We start from the raw sequence: 13008 nt of genomic DNA on the forward strand, positions 1-13008 counted from the left end.
GCAGAATGGTAACGAGTTTTTCTGACAGCGTTACGATCAGGTCTGACAGGGCATTTATTTCTTGCTATCAGCTTTTCTAAATTCGAAGGACTGACGTTACTACAGCGAAAGAAAGCAATGCATATATGTATAACTTCTCTATGCTGATCACCGAAAATATCCTCATAGATGACGATAATCATAATGATTACCGTTACAAAATCAATTATGCCACTGCTATACATATATGCATTGCTTTCTTTCGCTGTAGTAACGTCAGTCCTTCGAATTTAGAAAAGCTGATAGCAAGAAATACGTGCCCTGTCAGACCTGATCGTAACGCTGTCAGAAAAACTCGTTACCATTCTGCCATCGGCTTCAATTACAGATTATCATAATTCTTACCTTGTGTCAATACTTTTTTCCGGCAGATCTCTAATCTGTCTTTTCGTCATGCTTATTTATAGACAAATAAGAACATGAGTATGTCTTATTACCTTAAACATACTCATGTTTCCTTTTCTTTATATCCTTAGCTTAATGACATTACCCGCAATACGCAGGGGATAAATTCTGTGAACAAATTGTTAATTACTCTGCACTCTGCTGCATTGTAGACATACCGCCCGAGGGAGAACCGCCCATCTGTGTGAGGAAGCGGTAGAACTCCTGCTTGTCCTGGCACTTGTCGAGCGCGTCGACCTCGTTGATAACGTTCTTGTAAACAAGACGTGCAAGCTCCTGGTCGAGGGACATCATGCCCTGCTGCTTACCTGTCTGGATAGCAGACTGGATGAGGTGTATCTTATTATCACGTATCATAGCGGAGATAGCGTCGGTAACATTGAGTATCTCCATTACAGCGATACGTCCTGTACCGTCTCTCTTGGGGATAAGGGTCTGCGAGATGATACCCACGAGGTTGTTAGCAAGCTGTGTTCTGATCTGCTGCTGCTGGTGCTCGGGGTAAACGTCGATGATACGGTTGATAGTATCAGCCGCGGACGTTGTATGAAGTGTCGACATAACGAGATGTCCTGTTTCGGCAGCAGTTACAGCAGCCTGAATGGTCTCGAAGTCACGCATTTCTCCTACGAGGATAACATCGGGGTCCTCACGGAGGGCAGCTCTGAGGGCGAGGGCGAAGTTGGGAACATCGTCGCCGATCTCACGCTGGTTTACCATACATCTCTTGTGGTCGTGAACGTACTCGATAGGATCCTCAACTGTGATAACATGAGCGCTTCTGTTAAGGTTTACAAAGTCGATCATGCCCGCGAGGGTGGTAGACTTACCTGAACCGGTAGGACCTGTTACAAGAACGAGTCCACGGGGACGCATAGCGAAATCCGCAAGAATGGGAGGAAGCATGAGGTCCTCGAGAGTAGGGATGTCGTTGCGGAGGAGACGGATAGCGATAGCGGGCTTGCCCTTCTGGAAGTAAACGTTTACACGGTGACGGTAACCGCTCTTTGTCTGGAAGGAGAAGTCAGTATCGTGGTGGTTATTGATAGAGGTCTGCTGAGCCTCATTTGTCATCTGGTTGATTATGTCGAGTATCTCCTCCTCGTCCATTTCGGGGTACTGAGAACGCATAGTTCTGAGAGTACCGTTCAGACGCACAACGGGAGCGATAGCGTTTGTAAAATGTAAGTCCGAGCAGCCGAGGAGACGAACCTCGTCAAGGATCTTGTGAATATTGATAATGCCCATGGTGTATTCCTCCTAATATATATATGTATAGATCAAACAGAGAATGTGGATCTTACGAGCTCGTCGATAGAAGTCTCGCCTGCCTGTACAAGCTCGGAAGCGTTGTCGCGGAGGAGCTTTGTACCGTTAGCCTTAGCAGCAGCCTCTATCTCTTCCTTACCGCCGCCTGCCGCAATGATAGCGGAAACCTTAGCAGTACAGTGGATGATCTCGTGGATAGCGGTTCTTCCGCGATAGCCCGTGTTGTTGCAGTTAGGGCAGCCAACAGGCTCATATATCTGGATAGATGAAGGAATACCCATAAGCTCATTTTCCTCGTCAGTGGACATTCTTGCTCTCTTACAGTTCGGACAGAGCACCTTAACGAGACGCTGAGCGATAACGCCGATGAGTGAAGTAGCAACCATGTACGGAGCAACGCCCATATCAACGAGACGTACAACAGTCGAAGCAGCGTCATTGGTATGGAGGGTGGAAAGTACAAGGTGTCCGGTGATAGCGGCACGGATACCGATATCGGCAGTTTCGGTATCACGCATCTCACCGATCATTACGATATCAGGGTCCTGACGGAGGATAGAACGGAGGGCAGCGGCGAAAGTCATGCCTGCCTTCTGGTTAACCTGACACTGGTTGATTCCGTCGATAGCCTTCTCGACAGGGTCCTCAACAGTAACGACGTTTACGTTGGGCTTAGCTATCTCACCGAGCGCCGCGTAAAGTGTAGTAGTTTTACCTGAACCGGTAGGACCTGTAACGAGGATAACGCCGTGAGGAACACGGAGCATCGACTCAAAGAGCTGGTAGTTGTAATCGGACATACCGAGGTCTGTTATCTTACGGAGAGCTATCTGACCTGTTGAAAGGATACGGATAACTATCTTTTCGCCGTGTACCATAGGAAGTGACGAAACACGGACATCGAGGGTGGTGCCGTCAACGACCTGAGTGAAACGTCCGTCCTGAGGGATACGCTTCTCGGCGATGTTCATACCGCTTATGAGCTTGAAACGTGTTGTGAGAGCGCTGTGAACAGCCGAGGAGATGTTCATCAGCTCAACAAGGTCACCGTTTACACGGATACGAATTCTTGTATACTTGTCGAACGGCTCGATATGGATATCGGTAGCGTCCGCTCTGAAGGAGTTCTCAACGATAGTTGTAGCGAGCTTAACGATAGGAGCGCTCTCTACACGGTCGTTAGCCTCTTCGTCCATGGGTCCGCCGAGGTCGGAAGCCATAGCTGTAACGCCCTCGAGAACGCTGTCAACGTTCTGCATGGAGTAGCACTTACCAATAGCCTTGTTTATCGCGGAAGTGGTGGCGAGAACAGGAACAGTATCCATACCTGTCGATACCTTGATATCTTCCAGAACGATGAAGTTTACAGGGTCGTTTGTCGCAACAGTGAGACGCTTACCTGTAATAGCGATAGCGATTACCGTATGCTTTCTCGCGAGAGCCTCGGGAACCTTCTGAACAGCGTCTGTGTTGATGTCCGTATTGTCGAGATCAACATACTGAACTCTCAGCTTGCCTGCAAGAGCCTTAGTGAAGTTAATCTCGGTCATAAATCCAAGCTCAACAACAACGTCGCCGAACTTCTTGGCTCCATTTGACTCCTTCTGGGTCGCAAGAACCTTCTGGAGCTGTTCTTCACTGATCAGCCCCTGACTAACTAAGTAGTCGCCAATTCTCTCGTTTCTCATATACAAACCTCCGCTTATTTTTTAGAATCCGTTCTGTTTACAAGAACAAACTCTTAATTTGCACTTGAATTTTACTCAGAATATGATATAATAGTAATACGTCAATATTCTAAGTAAAGGAGTGTGGAAAAACCATGTTTGGATTTGAAAATATGCTTCACAGTGAATTCACTGATATGCCTTTCAAAATCATGTTTTTATCCATCGTATTTCTCTTCGGCATCTGTATCGGCAGCTTTCTGAATGTCGTCATACTGCGTTTGCCGCGGCACGAATCTCTCATCAAGCGCTCATCCCACTGCATGACCTGCGGAGCAAAGATAAGACCCATAGATCTTATCCCCGTGCTCAGCTGGATACTGCTGAGGGGCAAGTGTCATTCCTGCGGCGAGAAGATATCCGTCCGATATCCCATCGTCGAATCACTCAACGGCTTGCTTTATGTACTTACATTCATAGTTCTTGATATAAATGCTAAAGCCATAATAACCTGCGTTCTTATGTCGCTTCTCGTCGTCATCGCCTTTATGGACTGGGACACGCAGGAGATCGACATGATAATTGTCGGTATGATACTTCTGCTTGCCATACCCGCGGCGCTCTTCACAGACGATGTGGAGCTCAAGCACCGAATCATCGGAGCTCTTGTTATCAGCGTTCCGTTCTTCATCATCGGAGAGGTAAGCCGTCCGATAATCAGGAAGAAGTTTGAGGAGGATTTCCGTGCGATAGAGCTTGGCGATACGCTGCTCATGTTCGCGGCGGGCGCTCTTCTCGGAACGCGGGCTATTATCGTTTCAGCATTGATCGGTATCATCACAGCCGCTGTTGGCGGAGTGATAATCAAAATGGTTACAAAGGATTCAAAGTTTGCATTCGGACCTTATCTTTCGATCGGCATTGCTTTTGCAATGCTCTGGGGCAACAGAGTCGCTGACTGGTACGTCAATCTTCTTACTGTAAAACCCGAGTAAAAGTCAAAAAACGCAAAAATAAATTACAGGCAGCAGCAATTATTACTGCTGCCTGCTTTTTTATTTATATTATGTTGTTGTTGCTGTAGTAGTTGCGGGTGTAGTAGCCGCAGGAACTGCGCCGTAATTGATCGGACTGGGCGAAACTTCATCGGGAAGAGCATAGATAATATAGATATTCTCGCTTGTTACCGATGTATTTCCAGCTGCCGTATCAATAATCTCGAAGCTCGGACCATAGTAAAACTTCGGGTCGATCGCCTCGAGCAGATCCTTGCCTTCAGAGTCTTTATTGACAGAAACAGTTCCGGAACCTGTATAAGTTGTCTGTGAAAGTCTGAAATACTTTTCATAGAGCGTACTGTCGCTAAGACCTGCTGCCACACAATTCTTGAGCGTCATACTTGCAGAGGAGATGTAGGACGGCGACCTGAAAACAGAAACTGCTTCAGCAGGATCAACACCTGTAAACTCGGTATCAATTCTGTTTACGCCCTTTGCATTGTTCTGGTATGACACAACTGAAAGGCAGAAATTACTTGCTGATACGCTCATCGGAGAGCCGTCATTCTGAGTCATGGGCGCCAGACGGCTGTAGTAATACTTCTCGCTTGTGGGGAGCGGGTCTCCGGCTGCATCTTCATATGAAGCGAGGTCGCCCGAAGAGATAGGCTCAAGCACATTATAGCCGAGAGTATAGTAGTATGAATAGTCAACAAAGTGCTCGGGATTGAGTAGCATACGGTCTGTAGTTCCATCGGAGAAAGTCTCCTTAGTAACTACCGCTCTCGGGAAAGAACCCGTGGGACAGTCAATATCATAGGAATCAGAACCGTATATAAGCGTAGCTGTCTCGCCGTCGAAAACTCTGCCCGTCTTTGTCTCGGTAGGATCGTCAACATCGCCGGTAGGGAAATCGTGTGAAACAGGGCAGCTGTCGCCTGCTGTAAAGGAGTATACACTCTCATATGCAACACCGGGCTTGTCATCGGCTCCGGGCATATTGTCGTTATACAGCTTCAATACGTGTATCTTGCCGGTGAGAGCAGTGTTATCCGATTTCAGCGCACCGTCGAAGAAATCATCGACAAACGCCTGAACAGCCTCCTGCTCGGTGATAACGGGCAAAGCCGTACTTTCTCTGTCGCCGTAATCGCCATTGTAAACTCTGACGAACTTAGAATAGCGTATTGATTTGTCGAGGTAATCGCCGATGTTGTCAACATATGCCGCAGTACGCTCTCTTACGGAGGTCTTTGTCATAAGCTTTGACACAGGGTCGATAAACGACATAACCAGCATCAGAATGATACTGAAAATAGCAAGCACGATGAGGAGCTCAATAAGGGTAAAGCCCTTCTTTGTTCTTTTTATCTTCAAAATAACACCCCCCGCTTATGTCGTCGACTCTGTAGTCGCTTCTGTTGTGCCTTCCTTGTCGACATTGGTGACGAACTTCATATTGAGATTGCCGCCGACGCCCTCGTCTGCGGGAGCAGCGGGGTCAACAACGGAATAGCCCTTGCCGACGAGCGTAACCTTACCGTTGACTGTGATCTTGATGTCCTTGTCGGAAGTGCTCAGCTCGTTTGCCGAACCCGTGAAACCGGATTCGGCAATAGGAGCCTGAACTGTTGTCTTTTGATTAACATGATTAGCTGACTTGATATAAGCATTGATAGTAGTTGCTGTAGTTACGAGAAGCAACGTCAAAACCGATACTACGGCAAGCGATATAATGATCTCAACAAGGGTCACGCCCTTGAGGGACTTCTTCTTTTTAGTCTCGTTCATTGATATCCCTCCTTAATATTCGTCGTAGTAAAGGACCTTGTACCAGAACTCGTCGTCAGTGGGCGGTGTGGGAGGAGTCTTGCCTCCGCCGTCGGTTACCCAGAGTTCGTTGATCTGGTTCGGGAAGTCAGCAGTCTTTGAGTTGCAGCATCCGAAGATGTACTTGTAGTCAACCTTATCGTTTGTCTCGACGTTCTTTCTGACTTCGTGACCATTGTAGTAAACGTCAACTCCGTCTGTGATAGTGGCTGATGTACCGTCTATTTGGAGCGCAATATTAGGTGATACTATATTGGCAGTACAGCATTGGAAGCTCTGGAAATAGAGCCTGGAACCCTTAGCACCGTAGAAGTAAACATTCGGAACAGCATTGGTGCCGAGCTGCTGCATTATAGTCTTGGGCTCGGCAGTTACGCCGTCGGCACCATACATTGTGTAGACCTGGTCACTTGTAACCTGGAAGGGCGTTTTCTTGCTAAGGAACTCATACCACTTAACGGTCGTCAACATTCCCTGTCCGAGGAAACTCATGTTCCCCTTTCCTTCAATATAGAAATACACCTTTCCGCCCTGTGTATCATCTATGAAGATGTCTGTACCTGCTGCTACTTCTAATTTTCTGATAACAATAAGAATGGTTTCTTTGCCGGGGTCAATTACAATCGGTATGTTACCAGGAACCGGCGATTTCTTCGGGGCTCCGTTACTAATCGAAAGATCAAGAATACAATCCTTATTAATATAGTAATTTCCGCTTGTGTTATCCTGTGTCGTAATTTTAAGGCTGCCACCTTCCATTTGCATGTCAGACACAGTCTTTCCCATTGCTGCCGCTAATTGCGGTTCACTCGTAATCGGAGTACTCGTAGACACAAGCGAATTATACTTAGCTCTGAGCGCATTCGGGATATCAGAGTTATCGTACGGGTTGATAACCTGATCAAGGACGTCCTTCATGGTCTTAACGACCTGTGTCTCGGACTTCTTGAGGTTCTTTGTTGCATCAGAAGGATCGGGAACGAGCTCGAGACCGAGGAGAACGTTCTTTTCAGCGTACTTCGGATAAGGCTGCTCTTTGTATGTGTTTACAAAGTCAGCGATAGACGTTTTAGAAATGCCTGCTACTTCACCGCCGCCCTCACCGTGGAGAGCTGTGTACTCGTCGACCTCTGTGTGGTCATCATTACGATAGTAGGTGTACTTCTTTTCTGTCTTTTCGACAGGTGTTATCTCGTTGCCGTCGAAGTCAGCCTTAGCTCTGTAAGCAGGGATAACTACGGTAGCGTCCTCAACATCTAACTCTTCGCCGGAGTCAAGGTCGTAATACGTGTACTGATCATTTGTAGGTTCAGAAAGAGCATAGGTATCATATGTGTAACCTGTTGTTGAATCGCCCTCAACAGAATCAAAGTCGATACAAGTCTTTACATAATAGTAATCCTTGCTTCCGTCGATTCCGTTAGCAGGGAGCTGATAAGAAAAGTAAAAGCCCGCGTCTTCATCAAGATAATCAGCTATCACATCATCGGCAGGGATGCCATTTGTATCAGGATCATATGAAGGATCCCACATAAAATAACCTGTTCCTCCTACCCAGCCTACATTATTGCCAAACGGATCGGAAGCACCATCTTTCTGCGTTCCCCAGTCAAATTCTGTATAGTGTCCATGCTCATCAAAATTCCACTTATAGTATTCGCGCTTTACATTATTCTCGACCTTTACGCAATCCTCAGCGTTCTTTTCCTCTTCGGGGTGGAATATGTTCTCGACCCTCTTGTACTGACCGGCAGGAGCAGGTGCATGACCGATAGCATTATCACTGTATATCGTACCTGTGCAGGTAAAATTAGAAGTATCGGTTATCATAAGCTTGCCGCCAACAACAAGATTGCCGTTGATAGTAACATTAGGACCGATTGTACAATTGCGCTGTACTCGAACATCACCATTAATAGTGCAATCGGAAAGCTCAAGGCTGCCGTTTGAATAAATGGAAGTAACATTTGCCGAAGCAGTCGTTGACTTAGTCTTGTTCACAACGGAATTGCTCCAACCATAAAGGTGCGTTCCGCCGCCTTTGAGTACGCTTGTTTTGTCAGCGTCCATAAGGAAGAGGTTACCATAGATATTGCAGACTGCTGCTTCGCGTGCGTAGATATAGCCCGCAAATACATTCAGCGGAGCGTTGGCAGCTGTCGTTGTATCACCTGCACCGGAGTTACCGATCACTATCTTGTCCTCAGCCTTTGCGTTTGTGTCGCCCTTCCAGCTTTCTCCGTAAATACCGCCGTCAACATAAACATAGGGTATCTCATTGAAGTTGTAGGTATCGGTAAGATTACACTTATTTTCATAGCGAAGGTGGGTCGCAGCATTAGCGCCGTTGAATACCATATCGCCCCAGATAGTAACACCCTTGCCCGTGCCGGGGAAAATGAAGCCGTTCCAGTTCTTGATAGAGAGATTGGTGTTGATCACAGCATCAGCCTCAATAACCGAGCCACTATTGTTAAGCAGCATCGAAGGACCGCCCGCATAATACGAAAGTGCTCTATAAGTAGCAGGCTTTGAATAATCAAAATCCTTAACCACATCAAGCGAAGGGATATTTACATAGGCACCGCCGTAAAGACTGGTCTGACACGCGAAGTCTGCGCCGCCCGTCGTAACGAAGCCCGCACCGCTCGGGCTGGAGTCATCGTCGTCCGACATATGCTTCAGAACATATGCATTTGTCGTAGATGTAACTCCGCCGAGGGTTACTTTTGATGTAAAGCGAATGAGCTCTCTGTCAAGCCACTCATTCTTAGTTGTGTCATAAAACTTTCTTGTACCTGCATAGGAGACCTCAACATCATCTATTTTACCCATAGTTCTGGTATTGATGTTGGTATCATCACTGCTTATCTGCACAGGTACCTTCAAGGGGGAATCTCCCGACTTGATACCGCCGATAGCCTTTCTGTAATCCTTATCGAGGTCGATAGCCGTAATTGCACTCTCCGCGACAAGGCGTGAGGTTACATTCGTCTGAGCGCTGGAGTAGTTAATGTGGGCTCTGTTGTTTGCCGATGTGGCAAGAACGAGAGTACCGAACAGAAATACTATCAGCAGCGCCATTACAGAAACGACTGTAAGCAGAACCGAACCTTTATATTTTCTATTCTTTATATTTTTCATTTCTTAACCGCCTTTCCAAGTTATATTTCTCTAATAACTGTTAGCGAAGGGACAAGTTATCAATCTGCTTCTACGTTGGGTTCTGAGAGGTCGTATACTGAATAAAGTGTTATGGTAATGTTTGCGGTAGCCTCCGCGTCATCCTCGAGCATTTCCTTTTCTTCATCTGAAAGTTCAACTCCAAGGAAATCAGCCTGCTTTTCATACTGATCGGGACTAATTATAATTCCATTAAGAGAAACGTTATTGATTATAATAGTTTTATCCTGATCCTCGATCGCCTTGAGGTAATTCCATATATTCTCTCTTGTGCCTGTAACAGCGATAGTATAATTGCTTGAGAGAATATTCTCCTTTGTTCTGTCTTTAAGGCTATCACTTTCTGCTGACAATTCAGCATTTGCAGCCTGTCTATCACCGTTAAGGTCAGCAGCTTTTAAAAGGTCATCGCCAACAAAAGTAGGAGTGAAGTAATAGTAGTCAACGCTTCCTGATCCGACATCAGTAGCATTGAGATTCAATATTTTGACTTCGTTATCTTCAGCAAAATGCTGCATATACTGATCGACCTTACGTGCATTGTACATATCATTGTATGCAACAAAGTCGTTTGTAAGCGTAACAGTATCGTCGTATGTCTTCTTTATACGCTCCTGAAGTGGCTTGATCTCGGATATTTTTGCATCTACATCGTCTCGCTCCTGCTCAGCCTTTGTCAGAGCAGCCTTATCATCCTTGATAGCAGTATACTTAGGCTTTATGAGGAGGAAAAATCCCGCAAGCAGTATAACGAAGGCAAGCAGTGCGCCTAAAATGATCTTATCTCTGTAATTGAGTTTCATCTCTATCTACCTCCATATTATTCAGAGTCCGTCGAATCGGATGTCTCTGGCTTATAAGCACTTTCTCTGCCGCTAATAGCGGTTGTTACACTAAACGAAACCGTCTCGATTCCCTCGTCGTTAGGATTTTCGCTATCCTTATCAATAGCCACACTGTAACCCGAATATGAAGCATTTTCAAATATGCCATTATTATCGCTGTATTCCTTATCAAGAAGGTTATCAATAAAGAGCGAAGGAAGCTTCTGAACCATTTCTTCACTTCCTGCAGCAGAAACATTGAAGTTAAAAACGCCATTGCTGTAGGATGGGGTAGAAATGATCGCATACTCAAGATCAAGGTCTTCTGCTGTCTTATCAAGTACAAGCTGTATAGTCTCATACTTCTCACCGTCGATAACAGGCTGTGAGTAGAACGCATCATGCGCATTGACGATCTTGGTATTGTAAGCGTTTACATTTTCCTCAATACCGAGAAGTTTCTCACGATGAGCAAGCTTCTTCTGGGTAGCAGGGTCATTGATGTAATCGTATATCTTCTGGGTCTTGCTTGTGTAACCCAAGTCGATAATAGACATAATGCCCCAAACGCCGCCGACGAGCACGCCTGCGCCGAGGATAAGTGCAAGCATCGGAATGAGGCCCGCATTCTCACTGTTGCCGCTGCTTGCTCTCTTGATAACCGCACCAAGCTCTGTATCAAGGAGGTTGATCTTCTCAGTTTCCTTGTTACGCTTGAACATAGCGCCGATAGCGTTAGCGTAGAGAGAGAATTCAAGGTTCTCATGACCATGTATCTGCGGAGGAACATTGATAAGACTCGTGTTGAGGTCGAGCTTTTCGAGCTCATCGGTGAGTCTTACATAATCGTGGGTATCACCGTAGAAAACTACATTTTCGATAGTCTCACCCGTATTGCGGCTCCTGTGGAACTGTAACATACGGAAGATATTCTCGTTTACAGCCTCGAAAACGTAGTCAGCAGATCCGCCGTAGTCATCGGCATCGATCGTAGCGAAACGTGAGAAAGAGAGCTGACCTGCCTCATAGAGGTTGAGTGAGATGAAGTTGTTGTCGATCTGAACAGCGAGGAGTGGCATCTTCGACTTGATCCTTGTATCGGCAAGAAGAACCTTTGTGATACAGTTACATCCTACCATTACGGAACGGAGCGAGATACCGAGGAGCTTGAACACTTCTCTGTAGCTGTTGACGATCTCGTAGGGACAAGCTGTAGCGAGGATACGGAGCAGCGGCTCACCTGTATCGCCTCTCTCGGAAGCCTCACCAACTACGACATATGTAACGCTGTAAGAATCGTCAAGGTTGAGCTCGGCCTGAACCTGTGCCTTAACGGTCTTCTGGAGATCCTGTCCCTTAACGCGGGCAACCGTCATTTCCTTGAATATCGTGAGGTTTGAGGAGATAGAAACGATAGCCTCCTTATCAGGCATCTTGTTCCTCTTCAGCACACCGTTGATGAGTGTGGCAACGTTGGGCACGTCTCTTACGTGACCGTTGACGATAAGCCCCTCTTCGAGGTTAAGTGTAGCAGCGGAGCTGATCTTGATCTTACCGTTGCTCTCAACGCCCTTAACAACACGGACGTTTCTGTCAGTTATATCAAATGAAAGCATTTTTCTTTTTCCACCTTTCCGTTATTATTCGTTTTCGAGACCTTCCATCGAGCCATAGAGCGCGGGGTAGATACCGATAACGACCATACCTATGATAACGCCCATGAAGATGAGGAGCACAGGCTCAACAAGACTTACAAGGCGCTGTACAGCAGAGTCAGATTCTTCCTCGTAGTAGTCGGAAGTTTTCTCAAGGATAGAGTCGAGGGCACCCGACTCCTCACCAACGTAGATAACCGAGCAGAACATAGGCTCGAAGATCTCGGTTCTGGTGATAGAGGCTGAAAGTGTTTCACCCTGCTTTACCTCGTCGACAACGTCGATGAACTTTTCATCAATGTATCTGTTGCCGAGGATAGCAGATGACTTCTGTAAGCACTCAACCATAGGGATACCGCTGGAATAGAGTGAAGAAAGAGTTCTTGCGAAGCGGCCCGTATAGATCTTTGTAACAAGGGGACCCCACATTGGCCCTTTGAGGATAAGTCTGTCCATCTTATAGCGGAAGCCGTCCGTCTTATAAGCATACTTGAAGCCGAAGAACGCACCGAGCACAATGATAACGACTATGTACCACCTGTATCTGAGGAAGTCCGAGATAGCCGCCATTATCTTTGTCAGAGCAGGCATCTTATCGGGATCGTCATACATTCCGATGAATGTAGGCATGATGAATATGAAGAGGAACATTACGATAACGACGCACAGAACTGCAAGTATGATAGGATATACCATGGCACCCTTGATGGTGTTCTTGAGCTTGTTCTCCTTGGCGTAATGTTCGGACATTCGCGTCATGATAACATCGAGCGAACCGCTCGTTTCGCCTGCGTTCGCCATTGAGATAAGGAACTCCGGGAACGAGCCTGCGTGCATCTCAAGAGTCGAGGAGAAGGATTCACCCTTCTGGACGTTCTCGTAGATGTCCTGCCAGATAGCTCTTGCCTTTTCGTTTTCCTGTTCCTTGACCAGAATGTCGATTGCTTTAACAAGAGTCAGACCGGACGTGAGCATAGCGCTGAGCTGTCGGCAGCAAAACGCGAGCTCCTTGGTGCTGAACTTGTAGATTGATCTTGTGTTACTTGAATCGTCTTCCTTGTAATCCTTGATGAACACTCCTCGTTCTTTCATCTTTTCGAGGAATTCCTGTTCATTCTCGGCATTAGCCTTGCCCTTG

General features: G+C 46.5%; 9 protein-coding genes. 1 reads left to right on the plus strand and 8 read right to left on the minus strand.

Going from position 1 to position 13008, the window contains the following annotated elements:
- Nucleotides 1-570 precede the first annotated feature (570 nt).
- Nucleotides 571-1692 (minus strand): type IV pilus twitching motility protein PilT, encoded by a 1122-nt coding sequence (locus tag K5677_RS04320; protein ID WP_081349065.1) that lies wholly within the window; start codon nt 1690-1692, stop codon nt 571-573.
- A 32-nt stretch (nt 1693-1724) separates the two neighbouring features.
- Complete coding sequence (locus tag K5677_RS04325) at nt 1725-3401, minus strand: GspE/PulE family protein (protein ID WP_296725091.1); 1677 nt, start codon at nt 3399-3401, stop codon at nt 1725-1727.
- Between the two features lie 134 nt (nt 3402-3535).
- On the opposite strand from K5677_RS04325, the gene K5677_RS04330 reads away from it, so the two are divergent.
- Nucleotides 3536-4375 (plus strand): prepilin peptidase, encoded by an 840-nt coding sequence (locus tag K5677_RS04330; RefSeq protein WP_296725093.1) that lies wholly within the window; start codon nt 3536-3538, stop codon nt 4373-4375.
- Between the two features lie 69 nt (nt 4376-4444).
- Here the strand turns inward: K5677_RS04330 and K5677_RS04335 are convergent, their stop codons facing one another.
- The 6 genes from K5677_RS04335 to K5677_RS04360 all read right to left on the minus strand — a co-directional run.
- Nucleotides 4445-5755: a prepilin-type N-terminal cleavage/methylation domain-containing protein gene (locus K5677_RS04335; RefSeq protein ID WP_296725095.1), complete on the minus strand. Its 1311-nt coding sequence runs from the start codon at nt 5753-5755 to the stop codon at nt 4445-4447.
- A gap of 15 nt (nt 5756-5770) precedes the next feature.
- Nucleotides 5771-6169 carry a prepilin-type N-terminal cleavage/methylation domain-containing protein gene (locus K5677_RS04340; RefSeq protein ID WP_296725097.1) on the minus strand — a complete coding sequence of 133 codons (399 nt, stop codon included), beginning with the start codon at nt 6167-6169 and terminating at the stop codon, nt 5771-5773.
- A 12-nt stretch (nt 6170-6181) separates the two neighbouring features.
- Nucleotides 6182-9352, minus strand: coding sequence for a hypothetical protein (locus K5677_RS04345; RefSeq protein ID WP_296725099.1), 3171 nt, complete (start codon nt 9350-9352; stop codon nt 6182-6184).
- Between the two features lie 59 nt (nt 9353-9411).
- A complete protein-coding gene (locus tag K5677_RS04350; protein WP_296725102.1) occupies nt 9412-10194 on the minus strand; it encodes a hypothetical protein in 783 nt (260 codons plus the stop codon).
- A 17-nt stretch (nt 10195-10211) separates the two neighbouring features.
- Nucleotides 10212-11831, minus strand: coding sequence for a pilus assembly protein PilM (gene pilM, locus K5677_RS04355; RefSeq protein ID WP_296725104.1), 1620 nt, complete (start codon nt 11829-11831; stop codon nt 10212-10214).
- A gap of 24 nt (nt 11832-11855) precedes the next feature.
- On the minus strand, nt 11856-13008 hold a 1153-nt coding region (locus K5677_RS04360; protein WP_296725107.1), incomplete at its 5' end, for a type II secretion system F family protein.

It is taken from the genome of Ruminococcus sp. (genome assembly GCF_024684275.1).